19 protein-coding genes and 1 pseudogene are annotated in these 20,017 nt (G+C 70.7%); 4 read left to right on the top strand and 16 right to left on the bottom strand.

Features of this window, described 5'->3' with window-relative positions:
* The coding region (locus AB0C28_RS53840; protein ID WP_358084952.1) for a sodium-independent anion transporter at positions 1 to 562 on the top strand (562 nt) is incomplete at its 5' end.
* A gap of 66 nt (positions 563 to 628) precedes the next feature.
* Here the strand turns inward: AB0C28_RS53840 and AB0C28_RS53835 are convergent.
* The 3 genes and pseudogenes from AB0C28_RS53835 to AB0C28_RS53825 form a co-directional block, all read right to left on the bottom strand.
* On the bottom strand, positions 629 to 2,284 hold the full coding sequence (locus tag AB0C28_RS53835) for an acetolactate synthase large subunit (RefSeq protein WP_357849573.1): 1,656 nt from the start codon (positions 2,282 to 2,284) through the stop codon (positions 629 to 631).
* A 401-nt stretch (positions 2,285 to 2,685) separates the two neighbouring features.
* Positions 2,686 to 2,862, bottom strand: a complete 177-nt coding sequence (locus AB0C28_RS53830) for a hypothetical protein (protein ID WP_357849570.1) — start codon at positions 2,860 to 2,862, stop codon at positions 2,686 to 2,688.
* A 459-nt stretch (positions 2,863 to 3,321) separates the two neighbouring features.
* A pseudogene (locus tag AB0C28_RS53825) lies at positions 3,322 to 3,519 on the bottom strand (helix-turn-helix transcriptional regulator); the annotation flags it as partial.
* 333 nt (positions 3,520 to 3,852) lie between these two features.
* Here AB0C28_RS53825 and AB0C28_RS53820 point away from each other — a divergent pair.
* Positions 3,853 to 4,206, top strand: a complete 354-nt coding sequence (locus AB0C28_RS53820) for a multicopper oxidase domain-containing protein (RefSeq protein WP_357849567.1) — start codon at positions 3,853 to 3,855, stop codon at positions 4,204 to 4,206.
* Here the strand turns inward: AB0C28_RS53820 and AB0C28_RS53815 are convergent.
* The 12 genes from AB0C28_RS53815 to AB0C28_RS53760 form a co-directional block, all read right to left on the bottom strand.
* Positions 4,180 to 4,893 (bottom strand): enoyl-CoA hydratase/isomerase family protein, encoded by a 714-nt coding sequence (locus AB0C28_RS53815; RefSeq protein ID WP_357849564.1) that lies wholly within the window; start codon positions 4,891 to 4,893, stop codon positions 4,180 to 4,182. The genes AB0C28_RS53820 and AB0C28_RS53815 overlap by 27 nt on opposite strands.
* An 8-nt stretch (positions 4,894 to 4,901) precedes the next feature.
* Entirely contained in the window at positions 4,902 to 6,641 is a 1,740-nt protein-coding gene (locus AB0C28_RS53810; RefSeq protein WP_358084949.1) for a class I adenylate-forming enzyme family protein, read from the bottom strand.
* Positions 6,602 to 7,420, bottom strand: coding sequence for an enoyl-CoA hydratase/isomerase family protein (locus AB0C28_RS53805; protein ID WP_357849558.1), 819 nt, complete (start codon positions 7,418 to 7,420; stop codon positions 6,602 to 6,604). Before AB0C28_RS53805 ends, AB0C28_RS53810 begins: the two co-directional genes overlap by 40 nt.
* Before the next feature lie 61 nt (positions 7,421 to 7,481).
* Complete coding sequence (locus tag AB0C28_RS53800) at positions 7,482 to 9,251, bottom strand: GAF domain-containing protein (RefSeq protein WP_358084946.1); 1,770 nt, start codon at positions 9,249 to 9,251, stop codon at positions 7,482 to 7,484.
* Between the two features lie 89 nt (positions 9,252 to 9,340).
* A complete protein-coding gene (locus AB0C28_RS53795) occupies positions 9,341 to 9,982 on the bottom strand; it encodes a response regulator transcription factor (RefSeq protein ID WP_357849553.1) in 642 nt (213 codons plus the stop codon).
* 13 nt (positions 9,983 to 9,995) lie between these two features.
* Positions 9,996 to 10,775, bottom strand: a complete 780-nt coding sequence (locus AB0C28_RS53790) for a citryl-CoA lyase (protein WP_357849550.1) — start codon at positions 10,773 to 10,775, stop codon at positions 9,996 to 9,998.
* Positions 10,772 to 12,412 (bottom strand): AMP-binding protein, encoded by a 1,641-nt coding sequence (locus AB0C28_RS53785; protein ID WP_358084943.1) that lies wholly within the window; start codon positions 12,410 to 12,412, stop codon positions 10,772 to 10,774. The genes AB0C28_RS53790 and AB0C28_RS53785 overlap by 4 nt, the downstream gene beginning before the upstream one ends.
* An 81-nt stretch (positions 12,413 to 12,493) precedes the next feature.
* Positions 12,494 to 13,855 (bottom strand): MFS transporter, encoded by a 1,362-nt coding sequence (locus tag AB0C28_RS53780; RefSeq protein WP_358084940.1) that lies wholly within the window; start codon positions 13,853 to 13,855, stop codon positions 12,494 to 12,496.
* A 525-nt stretch (positions 13,856 to 14,380) separates the two neighbouring features.
* Positions 14,381 to 15,169: an alpha/beta fold hydrolase gene (locus tag AB0C28_RS53775; RefSeq protein ID WP_357849541.1), complete on the bottom strand. Its 789-nt coding sequence runs from the start codon at positions 15,167 to 15,169 to the stop codon at positions 14,381 to 14,383.
* A 35-nt stretch (positions 15,170 to 15,204) separates the two neighbouring features.
* A complete protein-coding gene (locus tag AB0C28_RS53770; protein WP_357849539.1) occupies positions 15,205 to 15,549 on the bottom strand; it encodes a hypothetical protein in 345 nt (114 codons plus the stop codon).
* A gap of 150 nt (positions 15,550 to 15,699) precedes the next feature.
* Entirely contained in the window at positions 15,700 to 16,464 is a 765-nt protein-coding gene (locus tag AB0C28_RS53765; RefSeq protein WP_357849536.1) for an SDR family oxidoreductase, read from the bottom strand.
* A gap of 42 nt (positions 16,465 to 16,506) precedes the next feature.
* Positions 16,507 to 17,466 carry an NADP-dependent oxidoreductase gene (locus AB0C28_RS53760; RefSeq protein WP_358084938.1) on the bottom strand — a complete coding sequence of 320 codons (960 nt, stop codon included), beginning with the start codon at positions 17,464 to 17,466 and terminating at the stop codon, positions 16,507 to 16,509.
* Between the two features lie 155 nt (positions 17,467 to 17,621).
* Here AB0C28_RS53760 and AB0C28_RS53755 point away from each other — a divergent pair, with 155 nt between their 5' ends.
* Positions 17,622 to 17,798, top strand: a complete 177-nt coding sequence (locus AB0C28_RS53755) for a winged helix-turn-helix transcriptional regulator (RefSeq protein ID WP_357849530.1) — start codon at positions 17,622 to 17,624, stop codon at positions 17,796 to 17,798.
* A 178-nt stretch (positions 17,799 to 17,976) separates the two neighbouring features.
* Here AB0C28_RS53755 and AB0C28_RS53750 read toward each other — a convergent pair whose 3' ends face one another.
* The gene (locus AB0C28_RS53750) at positions 17,977 to 18,921 is read right to left on the bottom strand and encodes an AraC family transcriptional regulator (protein ID WP_357849527.1); all 945 of its coding nucleotides are present in this window, start codon (positions 18,919 to 18,921) and stop codon (positions 17,977 to 17,979) included.
* 60 nt (positions 18,922 to 18,981) lie between these two features.
* Between AB0C28_RS53750 and AB0C28_RS53745 the strand changes: the two genes are divergently transcribed.
* A complete protein-coding gene (locus AB0C28_RS53745) occupies positions 18,982 to 19,893 on the top strand; it encodes an SDR family NAD(P)-dependent oxidoreductase (protein WP_357849524.1) in 912 nt (303 codons plus the stop codon).
* The last annotated feature ends 124 nt before the right edge of the window (positions 19,894 to 20,017 follow it).

The raw sequence follows: 20,017 nt of genomic DNA, 5'->3' as shown, positions 1-20,017 counted from the left end.
CCCCGGGGGGGCGGGCCTGGTGTTCGCCCTCCCCGCCGCCCCCCCCCACCCCCCCCACCCGGCCGGGGCCGCCCCCCCGGGGGGGGGGGGGGCGGGCGGGGGGGGGGGGGGGCCCCCCCCCCCCCACGTCCGCCTCGATCAGGAGCCGCTGCGCCACGACCTGCAGCCGCAGCACACCGAGGACGAGCACGCGCTGCTCGCCGAGCACATCGTCACCTTCCGGCTCGACGGGCCGCTGTTCTTCGCCGCCGCCCACCGCTTCCTGCGGGAGCTGTCGGACGTGACCGGCGTGTCCGTCGTGGTGCTACGCCTGCGCCGCGTCACCACCATCGACGCCAGCGGCGCCCGCGCCCTGGGCGACGCCATCGCGCGCCTGGAGAAACGCGGGATCCTCGTGTACGTCTCCGGCATCCCCGACGACGGCCACCAGCCGCTGGAAGCGCTCGGGGTGATCGCCCGGCTGGTCCAGGCCGGACAGGTGTTCGCCACCACGGGCGCGGCCATCGAAGCCGCCCGCGAACGGCTGCACACCTCCGGCATCGTCCCCCGCCTGGCCGGCTGACCGGCTCGCGCGGCGCCGCACCGTCCGCGCCGCGCGGGCCACTCCAAAGGGGGCTCAGAAGGGGGCTCAGAAGGGGCCGGTGAGCTCACCCAGCTTGTCGGTCAACTGCAGATTCGCGGAGTAGTCGACCGGCACCGCGACCACCGACACCACGTCATCGTCCAGCGCCTTACGCAACGTCGGCAGCAACTCGTCCGCGCTTGTGACCCGATACCCCCGAGCGCCGAAGCTTTCGGCGTACTTGACGAAGTCGGGGTTGCCGAAGGCCACCTGCGAATTGCGGCCGAGCTCCAGATCCATCTTCCACTCGATCAGCCCGTACGCGCCGTCCACCCACACCAGCACCACGAACGGGATCCGCTCGCGCACCGCCGTCTCCAGCTCCTGCGAGTTCATCAGGAACGCCCCGTCACCCGTCGCCGCCAGCACCTTGCGCCCGGGAAAGGCCAGCTTGGCGGCCAGCGCGCCCGGCACGGAGAACCCCATGGACGACAGCCCGTTGGAGACCAGCATCGTGTTGGGCTCGTAGGTGGGATACATGCGGGCCATCCACATCTTCACCGCGCCCGTGTCGGCCAGCACGATGTCCTCGCGCCCCATGGCCTCGCGGATGTCGGTCACCACCCGGCGCGGCGACAGCGGGAACCCGCCCTCCTCGCGCCCCTGCTCCAGCTCCTCCCGCAGCATGCGGCGGATCCGCTCCCCGGTCCCGTTCAGCTCGAAGCGCCGGTCCACGGCACCGGCCAGCGCGTCCAGCGAACGCGAGATGTCCCCCTGCACACCGACGGCGACCGGGTAATGGTCGTCCACCTCAGCCGGGAACTGATGCATATGAACGATCTTCTTGTCCCGCTTCGGGTTGATCTTGACCGGATCGAACTCCTGCAACTCGTACCCGACGGTGATGAGCACATCCGCCTCGTCGAACCCGAAGTTCACATAGTCGTGCCGCATGAACCCGACCGCGCCCAGCGCGTGCGGATGATCGTCCGGGAAGACGCCCTTGCCGTTGAACGTCGTCGCCACCGGCAGCCCGAGCCGCTCGGAGAAACGCACCAGCGCCTCGGAAGCCCCGGCCCGGCTGGCACCGTGCCCGGCCAGCACGATCGGCCGGCGAGCCCCCGCCAGCACCTCGGCCGCCCGAGCGATCTGCGAGGGAGACGGATCCTGCGGCCGCACCACGTTCACCGGCAGCGGCCGCAGCCCCTCCGGCAGCGGCGCCGACTCCACATCCTCCGGAATGGCCAGATAAACCGCGCCCGGCCGCTCGGTCTGCGCCGTCTTGAACGCCTTACGGATCAGCTCCGGCAACGCCTGCGCCGACGGCGCCAGCTCCGACCACTTCGTGATCGGCCGGAACAACGACACCAGATCCACCACCTGGTGCGACTCCTTGTAGATGCGATCGAGCCCGACCTGCGCCGTGATCGCCACGACCGGGGTGCTGTTGGTGGTGGCGTCGGCCACGCCCAACTGCAGATTGATCGCGCCAGGCCCGAGCGTGGCCGAGGCCACCCCCGCCTTACCGGTCAGCCTGCCGTACATCTCCGCCATGAACGCCGCGCCCTGCTCGTGACGTACGAGGACGTAGCGGATGGGGGAGTCGCTGAGCGCGTCGACGAAATGAATGTTCTCCTCGCCCGGGATGCCGAAGACGTACTCGACGCCTTCCGCCTCCAGAGCCTGCACGATGAGCCGGGCCGCACGGGCCTGCGCTGACATGCGAAACGCCTTCTTCCATGAACGACTGCTTCCCTGCAACCGCCGCGAGGTCGCCGTTCATTCCATAGTGCCACCGAGCTGCGGAAACCCTGTTGGCAGGCGTTGGCACTCATGTGCTGACGTCGGCTCTCAAACGGCCCACAGACGGCCCATGGATGGTCCGCGGACGGGGGCTCTCCCCTCCTGCGAGGGTTGTCGCACCAGCTGCACGAAGACATTGGAGGCACAGCAGAACGCCGCAGTGTGGCCGCTCTGTGGCCATTCCTTGACGAGGAGGTTGGCAACCTGGTCGAGTCGGCCTGGGGCGCGGTGTCGGAATTGCTCCCGGTCCGTTTCCCCAGACCGCTCGCCGAACCCGCCGTACCGATTTCTCGGTAACGGGCTCTCCACGGTGTCTGCCGTCAGGAGTGGCTGGGCAGTGTCCAGGGTGTGGGGATCTTGTTGCCTCGGTAGAGGTAGCGGGTGACCGGCACCGCTGCGAGGTTGAACAGTTCGATCCCGTGCGCTGAGGGCCGATGCCACCGGCCGGAGTGGTGGCGGGTGGTGTGGCTCGCGCGTGATGGCGGCAAGACTCCCATCCAGCTCCTTGGTGTCAGCGAGCAGGACATCACAGCCGCCGGCCTGCGAGTTATCGACTGGGATGTGCCGACACCGCTACCCAGGCTTACCGGACCCCGGCCGCGGCGTCGCCGACGGCCGTCGTAGCCCAAACTGCGCTGTCACTGCTCATCTCGTCCGTACCCGCTGACCGGCTCGGTCTCCCGGGACAGGAATGGCCATTGCTCCGTGCGGGGAGTCCTTGGTCTGCGTCCCAGACTGGTCAAGGCGGTATCCATGCGCTTCTGGCCTACCGCCCCTTTTCGTCTGTGCGGGAGAGGTAGGTCGTCTGCGGATCATGCGGCGGCGGTCCCGACGCAACGTGTGCTGCTCCTGATCACGCTCGGCCCCGACCGTGGGCTGCCCCGTTCCCGGACGGGCCGACTCTGCGCCGTCGTGCCCGGTCCTGGCAAGCCGGGCTTGCGGGAGGCGGTCCGGACCCGGCCCTGTTCCAGACGGCTGTAGTAGTCGGTGCTGATGCCGGCCAGGTGAGCCACTTCCTCGCGCCGCAGGCCGGCGACCCGGCGGAGATAGCCCGGTTCGGGCAGGCCATGGTCGGCGGCGGTGACCACCGCGCGCCGGGCGGTCAGGAAATCGGCCAGCGGCCCGCGCGGGGAGGAGATCGCACCACCGTCCATGTCAGCCCATGATGGCACTCCTGCGGCCACATTTCCTGGGAAAGATGTTCCCTGGAACGCCAGATCCTTCCAGGTCATCGCCTTCTCAGCGAGGGTGGGCGAAGAGGAAAGCCGGCTCCGCGGACACTGGAGGGGGCCGCGGGGCCAGCTTTCTTCTCCATTGACTCCGGTCCCGCTGCGCCATCGCATGGGTTCGAACCCCGCGGCCGTGCTGCAGGAGGCGGCCAGGAGGCGCATGCCCTTCCACGCGATGGGCGAACTGATGACCCTGCCCGACCGACGCGTGCAGGGCTTGTTCGGGAAGTTCAGAAATCAAGGCTCACCGGTTCCGGGATGGGCAGCCGGTCAAACCCGGCGCAGGCCGGTACGGCGTGCTGCTCATCGACCCGAAACAGGGCCGGTCGCCGGACCTATCTCGTCAACGTCCTGGAATACGACCTCGTCAACTCCTTTCACGTGCACGGCAACGTCTTCGACCGGTATCCCACCGGCACGTCGCTGCGGCCGGTCGAGCGCACCGACAGGGTGATGCTCTGCCAGGGCCGGCGCGGCATCCTGGAGCCGCGCTTCGGGCACCGGGGCCGCTTCATGTTCCACGCCCACCAGCCGGAGTTCACCGAGCTCGGCTGGATGGGCTTCTTCGAGGTCGGATGCGCCGGCTCAACGTGGGAGGAGCTGCGTCCCTGAGAGGTTGTCCGCGAGGATGCGATCGTAGGCGTCGCGTCGCTCACGGAACGACGCGGAACGGAAGCGCGCGGCCCAGGTGTCGCGTGCCGCCGCGAGGAACGCGGGGCTCGCTTCGGTGAGTTCTGCCGTCGTCGCGGCGAGCCGCGTCTCCATCTCCCCGTCGCCGACCACCTCGGTCACCAGGCCCAGCTCCTGCGCGTGGCGGGCGTCGAGGCGCTCCTCCGTGAGGCCGAGCCCGTGTGCGCGGCGCGCGGGCACGATCTCCTCAAGATAGGCGAGCACGCGGCTCGGGAAGATACCGATCGATCGCTCGGGCAACCACAGGGACGCCGACTCGCTCGCGATCACAACGGGGCTCAGCGCGATCAGGAGGAGGCCTCCCGCCAGAACCGGCCCCTCGACCGCCGTCACGACGTAGAGGCCGCTTCCGAGGAGCGCCTCCGCGACGACGAGTTCGGGCGAGCCCGCGTCCAGCCGGACCGGCTCGGTGAGATCGACGCCGGCGCAGAAGACCGGCCCCGCCGAACGCAGGATCGTGATACGGGCGCCCGCACCGGCCGCGCGGGCGAACGCGTCCGCGATCCGGGCGGCGAAAGCCGAGCCGATCGCATTTCGCCGCGCGGCACGCGCCAGGGTGATCGTGGCCACCGAGCCGCTCACCTCGAAGAGCACGTCGGCGTCGTCCATCGTGGTGCTCATCCCCGCCCTCCTGCCGTCAGGTCGAATCGCTCGATGAACTCGGCCCGGATCCGGCGGCGATCCACCTTCCCGCTGTCGAGCGTCGGCATCGCATCGACCACGAGCACGTGGCGGGGAACCTTGAACCCGGCGAGTCCGGCACGACAGCGCTCCGCGACCTGCTTCTCGGCGGCCGCGGGATCGAGCCCCGCCCGGTTCCGGAACCGCACCAAGGCGGCCGGCACCTCGCCAAGACGGTGGTCCGGCACTCCGACCACCACGACCTCCGCCACCGCCGGATCGCGCCGGATGAACTCCTCCACCTCGGCCGGGGACACGTTCTCGCCACCGGGCTTGAGCCGGTCGTCGGCGCGCCCCGCGTACCGCAGCACATCTCCATCGAAACTCACCAGGTCGCCGGTCCGGATGCCGTCCTCGCCGACCTGTTCGCCGCCCAGGTATCCGAGCATGATCATGGGCCCGGCGAGAGTGAGCTCTCCGACCTCACCGGGCGCGACCGGCTCGCCCGACAGCGGATCGAGCACGCGCACCCGCGTTCCCGGCGTCGGGTGACCGAGAGTCCCGAGCCGTATCTCGGCGGAATCGCTCGCGAGTGTGCACGCGATCGTCCCGGCCTCGCTGGATCCGAACATGTTGACCAGTCCCGTCACACCCAGCTCGTGCCGCAGTTCGGCGAGGAAGGCGGCGTCGCCGCTGGCCCAGCCGGTCCGCAGACGGGGAAGGGGCCGCGGGTTTTCGCGGTGGGTGTCGAGCAGGATCCGCCACAGAGCCCCGTGGCCCTGGAAGGCCGTGCATCCGCCCGCGAGCGCCGTCAGCGCGTCGGCCGGGTCGAACCGCCGCGGGATCACCATCGTGCATCCGCTCGTCACCGCGGCGAGAGCGGTCGAGACGGTCCCGCCGATATGGAAGAACGGCAGCGGGGAGTACATGCGGTCGCCCGGCCTTATGGACAGGCATTCAGCGCCGTAGTGTGCCGCGGCGACCGATCCCGACTGGGTGATGAGCACGCCCTTGGGTGCCGCGGTGCTCCCGGAGGTGAACTGCACGAGGGCGGGCTCCCTATGGTGCACCGCCCCCTCGTGGGGACCGGACGCCGCATCGGCCGGGCCCGGCACCCGCAGGCCGCCGAGTTCGGAGCCGACCGGGGCCGTGACGATACGGTGGCGCCGGGCGGGGCCCGCCGCCTCCGCGACCAGGCTCGCACTGTCGATGCGGAGAAACCCCGTGGCCACGAGGACGACGGCCGGATCGAGCAGGCCGAGCACCTGGCTCAGCTCCTCGGCACGGTAGCGCGTATTGAGGCCGCACACGCGCACGCCGAGGCTTGCCGCGCCGAACATCGCGACCGGCCACACCGGGGCGGGAGGTGACCAGATCGCGATCGAGTCGCCCCGTCCCAGGCCCCGGGCCCGGAGCCCGGCCGCGAAAAGATCCGACAGCTCCCGCAGCCGGCCGACGGTGAGCGAGGCGTTCTCGTCGGGGAACTCGGCCAGCACATGGTCCTCGCCGAACCGGAGCTCGGCGAGCGCGAGCACCTGCGGGTAGGAGAGCCGTGGCAGCGGTCGCAGACCCAGCGCGGCCGCCTGCTCCGGCTCACCCTCGGCGAACTCGGGCCGGACGCCGAGCTTCGCCAGGGCGGGCTCGATCGCCGTGTCCGGAGGCGGGCTCGCCGCGGTCGCATTCGACGGGCCGCACATCAGCGCCCCCGGAAGCGCGGCTCGCGCTTTTCCTGCCACGCCGCGATTCCCTCTTTCGCGTCCTCGCTGTCCTGCAGTAGCCGCACCATGATGTCCTCCAGGCGCACGCCGTCCGCGATGGAAGTGTCGTATGCCCGAAGCGCGAGCTCCTTCGTGGACTGCGTGGCAAGGGGAGCCCGGGCGGCGATGCGCCTGGCGTACGCCTCGGCCTCCGTTCGGGCATCCCCTTCCACCAGGTGCGAGACGAGGCCGTACCTGTGAGCGGCCTCGGCGTCGAGCACCTCGCCGCCGAGGAGCATGGACATGGCCACCGCGTGCGGGATCTGCCGGATCAGCCGCTGGGTGCCGCCGTAGCAGGCGAGCACGCCCCAGCCGGTCTCCGGGGTCGCGAAGCGCGAGCGGACGGACGCGAAGCGGATGTCGGCGGCGAGCAGCAGGGTGAGGCCGCCGCCGTAGCAGACGCCGTCCACCGCTGCGACGACGGGTTTGCGCAGCTCCAGGCCGCGATCTGGGCGCAGATCCGCGTACGGCGACAGAAGCCGCCCAACGGGCACAGGCGCAGAGAGGTAGTCGTCGATATCCGCGCCGGCGCAGAACGCGCGACCTTCCCCCGTGAAGACCACGACTCGGACGTCCTCGTCTTCCGAGGCGTGGCGCCAGGCCCGTTCGAGACCGTCCAGCAGCTCGAATGTCAGAGCGTTGAGCCGCTCCGGCCTGTTGAGCGTGATCGTTGCGACATGCTCGCGGACGTCCATGCGGACGGTGAGCGTGCCCAGGTCGATCTTGCGTGATGCCGTTTTCACCTCGACATGTGTCATGCCTCTACACTCGGATGCCCCCGGCTGAGGTCGCAACTGGCATTAGTGCCAGCCCGGCGCGTCAGTGCTCGGCGATCGGCAGGCGCACGATCACCATCGTGCCGCCCTCGCCGGTGCCGACCCGGATCTCGCCGCCGACGTCGGTCACTCGTCGCCGCAGCGAACGCAGGCCGTGTCCCCCGGTGGGTGTCCCAGGGTCGGCGCCAGGCAGGCCGACGCCGTCATCGGCGATCACGAGCTCGGCCGCCTCGCCGTCCTCGTCGATCCGCAGGCGGAGTTCGACGCGGGTTGCGCGCGCGTGCTTGGCGGCGTTCGCGACGCATTCGCGGGCGGCGCGCAGCAGCTCGCGGGCCGCCTGCGGCGAGACCGCGTCGTCAAGGCCGGGTCCCAGGTCGAGGAGCACGTCCAGCGACCACTGCCCATGGACGTCCCGCACCAGCCGCGCGAGCTCCATGGAGAGCGGGACGGGCGGGGACTCCAGCACGAAGATCGCGTCCCGCAGCGCGGCCTCCGCCTGGCGGATGAGCCTGCTCACCCGTCCGACGTCGGGCGTCGGCGCGGTGAGCGCGAGCTGGGCGGCGAAAAGGAGCTGCGAGACGTCGTCGTGCAGGTCGTCGGCGATGCGTTGCCGTTCCCGGTGCTGCACGAGCTCCTCCTCCTGGTGCCTCACGCGGCGGAGTGCCTCGGACTCGCGTACCACCCGAGCCAGCTCCGTCAGGAGCTCCGTTTCGGTGTTCCCGAACGGACGCGCGGCCCGGGCCGCCTCCAGCGTCATCGGATGCCCCTTCTCGGTGCCGCAGGGCAGCACGACGGCGCCCGGGGCCGGAGCGCCGGATCCGCTTCCGCGCCGTAGTATCACGTGGTCGGCGGCCGTCAGCTCCCTCGTCCGTTCGAGCACCTCCCTTGCCGCCGCGTCACCGAGACGGCCGCCGATCAGTGCCATCCGCAGCTCGGCCGCCAGCCGCTCCGCCTCGTACGCGAACCGGCGCCGCTGGGCGAGGCGGGTGAGCTCCACCGCGATCGAGATGCGCGGCAGCGCGGGCGTCACCGCGGCGAGATCGGCTGAGGCGAAACCGCCGGGTTTGTTCACGATCATCAGTACACCGATCGACCGGTCGGCGATGACAAGCGGCAGCGCCATCATGGTCCGGATGCCGAACGCCCGCGGGTAGCTCTGGATGATCGCCGGATCGCCGATCACGCGGTTGCTGGTGAACGGCTGGCGCAGTTCGAACACCCGGGCGGCGTTGCTGTGCAGGTCGTCGGGGTCGATCCAGTACCGGCGGGTCACGGAGGGCGGCAACCCGAACGATCCGTCCGCCGTCAGGAGCAGCCTTGTGTCGTCGTCGAAGACGGACAGCCCGGCCCCCACCGGGCCGAACCGTCGTGACACCACGTGGCCGATCGCCGCGATCAGCTCGGCGAAGGAGTCCGTCGACAGCGCCAGCGCGTCAAGCTCGGTGGGCTCGGGAGGCTCTGGTGGCCTGCGTTCATACTCGATGGCCGACTCGCACACCCGGGCGAGCGCGGTCAGGAGCCCGGCGTCGGGCCGGGCGTGACCTTTGCCGAGCACCAGCAGCAGGCCGATCACCCGTCCCTCACGGGTGATCGGCACTCGGGCGGACGAGGCGAAGCTCAGTTCGGCGAGCCGCGCTTTGAAGGAGCTCTCCGCGCCGTCTCGCGGTCGCGCCCGGCTCATCGGCTCGGCATCGATCTCGGGGCTGACGAGGCCGGCCAGCATCCGTCCGTGATCGGCGGACAGTCCCCGGGTTCCGACCCCGCACGCGGGGCCCTCCCATACGGTGAGCAGGACGGCATCGCAGCCTGTCACGACGGAGACCGTGCGGCAGAGCTCGTCGAGCTGGGCCGCCCGCTCCCCGTCCGGTGTCCGTCGCGACGCGGGCGCGTCAGGTGCGCCGGTCACAGCCGCCCTGGGGGGATGAGCTCCAGGCGGATCGCCTCGGCGATGACCTGCGTCTTCGAGCGTACGCCAAGGAGGTCCTTCACCCGTTGCAGGTGGAAGCGGGCCGTCGACTCCGTGATGTGGAGTGCCGCCGCGATCTCCTTGTCGGTCGCCCCGCCCGCGGCGAGCAAGAGCACGCGTTCCTGCTGCGCGCTCAGACGCGGACGGGGCTCGTCGTCCCCACGTAGCCGGCGCACGAGTGCCGCCGGCGTCTCCGACCTCGACTCGCCGGCCAGCACGCGGTCGAGGGCTCCGCGCAGTTCGTCGGTTCCGGCGGACTTCGCGACATAGGCGTCCGCGCCCGCCTCGTATGCGGCGCGCACGCTCTGCTCGCTCAGATAGGTGCTCAGTACCACGATGCGCAGGGCGGGATCGAGTTCGCGCAGCCGGGCGATGAGCTCGTTGCCCGGCACGCCCGGCAGGCGCAGGTCGACGACCGCGACGGCCGGCCGCTCGCTCCGGACGAGCTCGGTGGCCGCTCCGGCCTCGGCGGCGCCCACGACCCGGCGGTCCGGAGCGGAGAGCGTGGCGATCAGGCCGTCCCGCACGACCTCGTGGTCGTCGACGATCAGAATGACGATCGGCTCTGCTGCCTCCATGGACTCCACTCCATCATCGATAGGCGGTCCCCGGTTCCGCGGGGCCGGGGGCGCGGTAGGGCACCACCTCTTCGGCAGCCCCCCAGATCGCCATCGCGCTCGGGTGACGGGCCTCGTCCCAGAGGTGCCCGACGAGCCCGGCTGTCCGCGCCACGAGCGCGATACCGCGCAGGATACGCCACGGTATGCCGATCTCGGAGAGTAGCGCCGCGCTCGCACCGTCGACGTTGATCGGGAGGACGCGCCCGGATGCGGCCTCCGCCGCTCCGCGCAGGGCGTCGAGCCGGTCGCGCATGACAGTGGGCAGAGCGTGGGCGTCGGCGACGGCGTAAAGCGCGGACGTGCGGGGGTCGCCCTGGGTGTGGGTCGGATGCCCGAGCCCCGGCATTCTTCTTCCTGCCGCTCTCTCCCGGGCGGCCACGGCTCTCGCGTGCTCGGCGGTGCTGACATCGGCGGGCCACTCCTGCAGGATGTGGCCGCAGCCGTCCAGCGCGCCCAGGAATCGATCGCCGGCCCCCAGCAGACCGGCCGCGACCGCGCCCTGGAGGGCGCCCGGCGCGCCGAGGTCGGTGAGCCGGGCGACGACCGCCGTCGGCGTGAGGCCGTGTTCGGCGAGCGCGACCAGCACGGCGTCCAGAATGGCACGCTCGCGATCGTTGGGCAGGCGCGCACTCAGCTCCAGGGCGATCATCTCGGTGAACCCGATCCGCCCGATCAGCTCCGTGCTCAAATCGCGTCCGCGCACGGTCACTGAGTCGCGGTCGGGGCGCCCCATGGTCTGGTAGGCGCTCATGTGGTCATCTCCTCTGCGGGTGGTCGCTGTGGGTCGTGGGGCATCGTGCGCGGCGTGCGCCGGGGACGCACCCAGTCCGGTGCGTCGTCGAGGTCGCGGAGCTGGGCTTTGCGGATCCGCGCGGTGTGCGTCTTCGGCAGTGAGGGAAGAAGGGCGATGCATGCCGGTCGCATGTACCGGGGTAGGCGGTCGTCGAGGTCGGTGGCAAGCTCCGCGACGTCGAGACCGGGCTCGCCGACGACGAAGAGCTTGACGTCGCGGTCCCCGTGCGCGTTCGGCACGCCTACGGCGGCGGACTCGCGCACAAGCGGGTGCTCGTTGACGAGCGCCTCCAGCTCCACGGACGAGATGTTCTCGCCGCCGCGCCGGATCGTGTCCTTGAGCCGGTCGAGGAAGTAGAACCAGCCGTCGGCGTCGCGCCGCACAGCGTCGCCGGTGTGGAACCAGAGATCACGCCAGGCCTCGACGGTCGCCTCCGGTGCGCGCCAGTACCCGGTCATGATCTCGTGCGGGACCGTCATCCGCAGCACGAGTTCACCCGCCTCGCCGTCCGCGACGTCATCGCCGTTTTCATCGACTACGCGTGCCTCCACACCCTCTCGGGCCCGGCCGCAGCTTCCGGTGGGGGCGTCCGACCAGCCCGTCACGATCGGGGAGGCGACCTCGGTCATGTTGTAGAGCGTGGACAGCCTGACCCCGAAGCGCTGCTCGAAGGAGTCAGTGTCCTCGGGCAGGGGCGCCGCGCAGACGTTCCGCAACGTGTGATCACGGTCGGACGGATCCGCAGGTCGGTTTGTCAGGTAGGCGACAGTGGAAGCGACGATCATGGTCGAGGTGACCCCGAAGCGGCGGACGTCGTCCCAGAAGCTTGACGCGCTGAAGCCGTCACGCAGGACGAGCTGGCCGTCGAGCAGAGCGCTCGAGTACAGACCGACCTTCCCGGACACGTGGAACATCGCCCACGGGCCGTACCAGACGTCACCGACGCGGCCGTCGAGAGGCATCAGCCAGCGGGCGGTCGCGTACTGCTGAGCCCAAGGGACCACGACGCCCTTCGACCGTCCGCTGGTACCGGACGTGTACACGATCGTCGCGGCTTCATAAGGGCGCGGGTCGTGGTCGATCGCGGGCTCGTCCGCGTTGAAGTCCGGCGCGCGCAGGTCGAACCCCTCGCCGGATGGCGGGGCCTGCACCGGCACGCCCGCGGCGAGCAGGACGGGAGGCACCTGCTTCCCGCGTGAGGCGAGCTCTCGCAGCGGGCCGACAAGCCCGGGCGCCGCGACCACGCAGCGGGGCTCGGCGTCGCCCAGGACGTATGACAGGAGCGACCCGCGCAGGGCCGTGTTCAGCGGCGTCTCCACCGCGGCGAGGCGCGCGGCGGCCATCCACACGGCGACGGCGTCGAAGGAGGGGGGCAGGAGGGTCGCGACGCGATCGCCCGGCCGCACTCCCGCGGCCGCAAGGGCCCGCATCCATCCTCGCACGCGCCGCTCCAGCCCGGCGTAGTCGAGGTCGTCGCCGTCCACCTGCCGCAGGAACACGGCGTGCGGCTTCTCCGCCGCGCGTCGGCGCAGCAGCGCAGGCAGGGCCAGCATCCCTTCCAAGTCCAGGCTGTGCGGCAGCTCCGCGACCGTCATCTAGGTCGTCCTTTCGTCGGCAGGGCGTCGAGGGAACGGCGGTGCGTGACCCGGCCGGGTCCCGCCCCACTGGATCCGATCTCAGCCATTCGTCGCGCCCGGTGCCGGCGGCGTCAGTTGCTCGCGCACGGGCGCGGGTTCGCGCATCACGAGGCCCGTGATCAGGGTGATCAAGCAGGCGCCGATCACGTAGAGCGACACGGGCCAGGACTCGCCACCCGCTGCGCTGACCAGGCTCGCCGCGACGAACGGCGTGGCGCCGGCGAATACGATCGCGCCGATTTCCCGACTGACCGAGAAGCCGGTGAAGCGGTTGCGGGTCGAGAACAGCTCCGTGAGGAGGACACCCTGCACGCCGAGGATGGTGGGCACACCGATCCCGATGCCGCCGATCATGGCGAGGATGATGAGCGTGCTCTCGCCGGTGTTGAGGAGCATGAAAAAGGGGAAAGCGAACAGCGCGGAGATCGCCGATCCGGCGATGAGCACGGGACGCCGGCCGATCCGATCCGAGAGCGCACCCATCAGCGGCACCATGAGCATCGCGACGAAGGCCGCGATCGCGATGGCGAGCGTGCCGATCGACGAGGTGATGCCGAGGTTGTTCTTCATGTACGACAGCGAGTAGGTCTGATAGGCGTAGGTCGCGGTGAACGCGCCCGCGACGATCCCGATCACCAGGAGAAAGCTCCGCCACTCGTGACGGAAGACTGAGACGAGCGGCACCCTGGCCACGTCGTCGCGCCTCTCGACCTGCTTGAACTCGGGGGTTTCTTCGAGTTGCAGACGGATGTAGATGCCCACGCCGACCACGATGATGCTCACCAGGAAGGGGACCCGCCAGCCCCAGGCGAGAAAGGCATCCGCTGGCATGAGCGCGAACAGCGCGAAGATCACCGAGGAGAGCACGGTGCCGGAATAGGTGCCGATTGTCGCGATCGAACCGAAGAGTCCGCGCCGGTGCGGGGGAGAGAACTCCGCAGCGAAGATCGTCGCACCGGCGAGCTCGGCGCCGGCGCCGAGCCCCTGTGCGAGACGCAGGAGCACGAGTAGCAGGGGCGCGACAACGCCGATCGTGTCATACCCGGGGACCAGGCCGATGAGCGTGGTGCTGACGCCCATCAGGAGCAGCGTCGCGACCAGGGCGGGCTTGCGGCCGGCCCGGTCACCGATGGCACCGAAGATGATCGACCCGATCGGGCGGGCGGCGAAGCCGACGCCGAACGTCGCAAACGAGAGCAGTGTGCTCACGACGGGGTCAGCCGTGGGGAAGAAAACCTGCCCGAGCACAAGTGCAGAGGCGGTGGCGTAGAGGAAGAAGTCGTACCACTCGAGAGTGGACCCGATCACGGACGCGCCCGCGACACGGCGAAGCGTGGCCCTGGTGCCGGCCGGAGCGGAATCGGCCGACGGTACATCGCCAGGGTGACTGGGTTTCACCACAGAAGCCTCCTTGGGCGGTGCTCGCAAGCACGCAGGCGGTTGGACGAAACCACTGTGACCGACAAAAGACGCTGCGCGAACTGGCGAAACTTACAGTTCTGGCGGCCGTGGCCTCGGGAGAACCAAGGCGGCACGGCGCGCGACGGCGAGGAACATCACCCCGGCCGTCATGATCAGCATCGCGGCCTGGCCGGTCGCCCCTGCCGCCGCGGGCCATCTCCAGGACTATGCGTCCGCGGCGGAAGCGGCGCTGACCCAGCTCAGCTCGTCCCGGATCGTGCGATGTCGTCGATGAGGGAGGCCAGGCGGCGCGGCTGGGACAAGAACGGAGAGTGGCCGCCGGCAAGCCGGCGAGTCTCGTTGGCCTGGACTGCCATCCGCTCCTGCAAGGTGGGGGGATGGCCTGGTCCTGCTCGGTGATGATGTAGACGGAGGGGATGTCGTGCCAGGCGGCCGTCTCGACCTTCTCGGTCGCTGTCGTCGCGCTGCCGTGAGTCCGGGTGCCGCCTGGTGGGTGACAGCGCTTCACCAGGCGGAGCGGCTGAGCCAGGAGCTGACGCGGCCGGCCACATCACGCCATCGCGGCTCGAGGACCAGGCTGTGGGCACGGTCGGCGAAGAAGAGGTAATCGGCGCCGAAGTGTGCGGCGTGCTTCCGCACCAGGTGCGCGGGAGACACGACATCCTCACCGCCGGCGATCATCAGCAGGGGACCACTCACTCTGGTGCGGTCGAGCTCGATGGCCGCTCCGCGCTGCGCGGCTTCCCACACGGCCTTCGGAGACTCGTCGGGCATCAGCCCGTGGTAGCGGCGGGCGTCGTGCTCTGCGCACCCGGCGAAGAACCACTCCACCGCCATCTCGTACGGCATGGGCGGGAACGGCACCGACAAGTCCACCGGCAGCGCTATCGCCTCTCCGCTGCTCCTTGTGCAGGGCACAGGCGCGAGGAGCACCTGGGCCAGGACCGGGTGGTCCTCGGAGTACTTCTGTGCCACCGCCGTGCCCATGCTGTGCGCCACGAGCACCGGAGCGTCGCCGATGTGGGAGATGACGATGTCCAGTTCCTGCGTCGCGTCCAGCATGCTCCGCTGGACGAACTCCTCGGTCGGGAGCTGCCGCGAACCGGTGTGGTTGAACCAGCTGAAGGCGTAACAGTGCCGGCCCAGGCCGGCGAAGTAGGGCAGCCAGTCTTCCCACAGCCAGCTGCCGTGACTGCCGCCGTGCACGAACACGATGGGCGGTTGCGTGGTCGTGCCATCGGGCGCGGCGTGTTCCACGAATACCCCGTTGACCACATATCGTTCTATCTTCACATCACACCTCTGGTTGGATTCTGTGTCGCCCCAGGTCATGGAGTCGTAGGGCGACACGGGGGGCGGTCGTCCACGTCGAGCAAGGCCTTGCCGTAGACCTCCACGCCGACGGCGGGGACCAGGCCGGCATGGCGGGGCGCGGTGTCGGCGTCCCGCCGGATGTGCTGCAAGGGGCCGGCCTCGGCGATCTGCGTCTGGAAGCCGACGGAGTCCGAGTGTCGGCCATGGATGGTGAACGACAGCGGTGTGGAAGCAGCGTGCCAGGTGTCCTGCACGGTGAGGCCGGCGGCTGGGATCAGCGCCAGGGACTGGTCAGCGACCTCACCGCGTTCGTCTTTGAGCAGAGCGCCGACTGCCGCCCCAGGTCGCGTACGGCGCACCGGAGTTGGACGACCAACGGCCGCTCACCTGCCGTCCGCCGGGGACCCGCTCTCCGTTGCCAGGGACACGCCTCAAGCCGGAGCCGCATCGTGGGCGAAGAGGCGCGGGAGCGCCTGTTCGCCCACGTGTCGCGACGATGGGATCTCTCGTCAGGCGGCGGTCAGGCCACCGTCGATCGCGAGGGCGGCTCCGGTGATGAACCTGGCCTCGTCGCTCAGCAGGAACGCCACGAACGCCGCGATCTCGTCCGGCTGGGCGATCCGCCCGAGCGGGTGCATGGCCGCGGCCGTGCGCAGGGCCTCCTCCGGCTGCGGGCCCAGGTTGGCCCGCAGCAGCGGGGTGTCCACGCCACCGGTGATCAGGGCGTTGATTCGTACGCCGGCCGCGGCCGTGTCGAGCGCCGCCGATCGGGTGAGCCCGACCACGCCGTGCTTGGCGGCGCTGTAGGAGGCCATGCCCGCCGCCCCGGTGACACCGAGATTGGAGGCGTTGTTCACGATCGCGCCGCCGCCGGCCGCGTGCAGCGCGGGGATCTGGTGCTTCAGGGCGAAGAAGACGCTGCCGAGGTTGAGCGCCAGGTCGGCATGCCAGGCGTCGCTGTCGATGCCGGTCACCGGGCCCATCGCGGTGGCGGCGCCGACGTTGTTGAACGCACCGTCGAGCCGGCCGTAACGCTCGACCGCCTGCCGGACGAGCTCCGCCGCCTCAGCCTCCACCGTCACGTCGGCCGGGACGAAGGTGGCCTCGCCCCCGGCCGCGCGCAGGCCGGCCACCAGCGCGTCGCCGGCTTCCTTGCCGCGCGCGGCCAGGACGAGTTTCGCGCCCTCGGCCGCGAGCCGCTCGGCGGCGGCTCTGCCCATGCCGGAGGTGGAGCCGGTGATCAGAATGACCTTGTCTGCGAAACGTGCGGACATGATTGCCCCCTATGTCGGTTCTTGCCGGTGCTTGTCGGTATGTCAGAAGCTCAGTACGAGCCGGCCGCGCACGCCGCCGGCCTCCAGCCGCCGGTGCGCCCCGGCCGCCTCGGCGGCGGGCAGGGTCGTCGCGACGCGCGGGATGAGCACGCCCGCCTCGGCGAGCCGGCGGATCTGGCGCAGCTTGTCCGTCCGGCCCGCGTAGTCGGGGACGAACGTGGTCCGCACGACGATCCGGCCCTGGCCGTCGATCTCGTGGCCGCCGGGCTCGTCGCTGCCACGGAAGCGGACGTACGCGCCACCGTCACGGACAGCGTCGAGAAGTCGCGGCCCCACCAGCGCCGCGTCGGCGACCGCGTCGACGCCGTCCGGATACCGGGCCCGGATGCGTTCGGCGACGCCGGCTCCCCTGGCCACGACGTCGGCCGCGCCGGACGCCCGGACCAGGGCCTCGTCGGCGGGCGCGGCATCGGCGACCACGGTCAGCCCCGCGTGCCCGCCCAGCTGGACCAGGTAGCCGCCGAGCGCCCCGGCCGCGCCGGTGACGGCGAGGACCGAGCCGGGGGCGAGCGCCAGCTGGTCGAGGGCCCGCAGCGCGGTGAGCCCGTTCATCGGCAACGTCGCCGCGGCCGCGTGCTCGATGCCCGCAGGCGCCCGGACGACCCAGCCGGCCGGCAACACCACGTACTCGGCGTAGCCGCCCGCGGCCGGGCCGATCGGCATCACCATCGCCATCACCGGCTCCCCCGGGGCCAGCTCGGTGTCCGTTCCCGGCCCGATCTCGTCGATCACGCCGGCGATGTCCATGCCGGGGACGTACGGGGCCGGCACGCCGGCGAACGCCGCCGCGTGCACGCCGGCACGGATGAGGGTGTCCGCCGGGTTCACCGCGGCCGCGTGCACTCGCACCCGGACCTCACCGGGTCCGGCATGGGGTTCCGGCAGGTCGACGATCCGCAGCACGTCGGGTCCCCCGAAGTCGTAAAAACCGACCGCGCGCATATGCGCAGCTCCTTAATGGTTCTCTTTAGTCACCTGGTACGCGATTCGTACCATCGCATCGATGCGGGGGAGAGACAAGAGAGCACTTCAAGGTGCCCAGGTATCACCGCGAGAACCGCTCCAGGGGAACCTGGCACCCCCCATACGCTGGAGCAATGGGGCGTCCGATCGCAGAACCGGACGACACCACCCGGCGGTTCAACGAGCTGGGCCGGATGAGCGAACCCATCGCCCAGCGCATGCTCAGCGCCACACTCCGGGCACCGGAGCGGGACGGCCTGGCGACGCGGACCGTCCACGACACCGACCCCCGCGAGTCGACTACGCGCTGACCCCGCGCGGGCTCGGCCTGCTTCAGGTCGTCCGCTCAAGGCGACCAGGCTCCCACCGAGCCTCTGGTGGCAGGCACGGCTGGCGTTCCCCGGGAGCCGGCCCGGCGGGCACTCCAGCGGATAGGCCGTCACGTGCGTGGCGCAGCCGCCCGGATCGCCGGCGGGCAGCGGAATCTCTTCAGATGCCGACGGAGACGTCGCTGGTCCGTTGGCGGTAATCGCGCGGGGACACACCGGTGATCCGCTTGAACGCGTTGCTCATCGCGCTCACCGATCCGTAGCCGACCTGGCAGGCGATCGACGCCACCGTCTCGTCACCGCGGCGCAGGCGGTCGGCGGCCAGTTCGATCCGCCAGCCGGTCAGGTACTCCAGCGGGCCCTGTCCGACGACCCGCTTGAACCGGGAGGCCAGCGTCGACCGCGAGACCGCCGCGATGCCGGCCAGCTGGGACACCGTCCAGGCCTGGGCCGGCCGGGCGTGCATGGCCCGCAGCGCCGGGGCCACGATCGGGTCGGCGAGCCCGGCCAGCCAGCCGGACGTCTCGCCCGGCCTGGCGAGGGCCAGGTGCAGGCGCAGGAGGTGGATCAGCATGACCAGGGCGAGATGCTCGGTGACCAGCGTCGAAGCGAGAGGCCGCTCGCGCAGCTCGGCGTCGATCTGCTCGAGCGCCCAGTGTACGGTTGCGGCCTCGGCGGTGCGGCCGGGCACGTGGATCACCGGCGGCAGCACGCCGATCAGCAGTTCCTGGGCGCGCCGGCCAAAGTCGAACCGGCCGCCGATGAAGACCACGTCCTCGCCGGTCCCCACGCGTGCCACGCCGTCGGCGGCCGCCGAGAACACCGGGCCCGCCGGAACCGGCCGCACCCCCGCCTCGCAGGCCAGGGTGAAGGCGCGCGGCTGGGTGAGCAGGAAGCAGTCGCCTTCCGCCAGCTCGATCGGCTCAGGCACGCCGTCGACGGTGAGCACGCAGCGGCCGCGGCGTACGGCGTTGAACTTGACGCCCGCCGGGGGATCGAACGATAGCGCCCATCGCCCGCCCGCCACCAGCCTGACGGACAAGCGGCCGGTCGTGCCGATGAGGGTGAGGACGTCTTCAAGGGGATCGGAGTGGTGGACGTTCACTCAACTATGGTGGACTCAGACGCATTCCAAGTCCAACCGCGTCGCCTTAGCGTTGTGGCCATGAAACGCATGAGCACCCCGTACAACGTGCGGACCACGGCCGCCGAGATCCTGACCGGCGTCGATCTCACCGGGCGGCGGATCATCGTCACCGGCGGAGCCTCCGGAATCGGTGCGGAGACTGTGCTGGCTCTGCGAGGTGCTGGGGCAGAGGTCACCGTCGCAACCCGCAACCCCGTCGGTGACCAGCAGGCTCTGGACTTGAGCGATCTAGGCTCGGTGCGCGCATTCGTGGCCGGTTGGACCGGTCCGGTGCACGCGATCGTCGCGAACGCCGGGATCATGGCCTTGCCCACACGCCTGCTCGCCGCCAACGGCTGGGAACTACAACTGGCGACGAACTTCCTCGGGCATTTCGCACTGATCGCCGGCCTGCACGAGAACCTGCGGCAGGCCGGCGACGCGCGGGTGGTCATGGTGAGTTCCGGCGCGCAACTGGGGGCGCCGTTCGACTTCGACGATCCGCACTTCGAGCGCCGTCCGTACGACCCGTGGGTCGCATACGCGCAATCGAAAGCGGCCGACGTGCTGCTCGCGGTCGGCATCGCCCGGCGCTGGGCCACCGACGGTGTCACCGCGAACGCGCTCGAGCCCGGCTACATCCACACCAGACTGCAGCGACACCTCGACGAGGCCACCATGCGCGCAGCGGGCGCGATGGACGACGAGGGCAACCTGGTGACCCCGGACTACTACAAGACCCCGGAGCAGGGCGCCGCCACTTCGGTGCTGCTCGCCGCGTCCCCTCTGCTGGACGGCGTGACCGGCCGCTACTTCTCCTCAGATAACCAGGAGGCCGAGGTGGTGCCGGGCGGCCCGGGCGTGACCGACGGCGTCGCCGCCTGGTCGGTCGACCCGGTCGCCGCGGACCGCCTCTGGAACTACGCGCATGAGGCGCTGGCGGCCGGCTGATGTCCGGCTCGACCGGCGACTTCGGAGATCGACAGCCGGGCATGGCGTTCAACGGACGGTTCCACACCGCGCACCCGCCTCGGCCGGGTGCGCGGTCTGCCCGGCCCCAGCCGGGGCACCCTCT

The organism is Nonomuraea sp. NPDC048892, from assembly GCF_040649735.1.
In the GTDB taxonomy this organism is placed as follows: Bacteria; Actinomycetota; Actinomycetes; order Streptosporangiales; family Streptosporangiaceae; genus Nonomuraea; species Nonomuraea maheshkhaliensis.
This window is presented reverse-complemented; position numbering and strand designations above follow the sequence as displayed.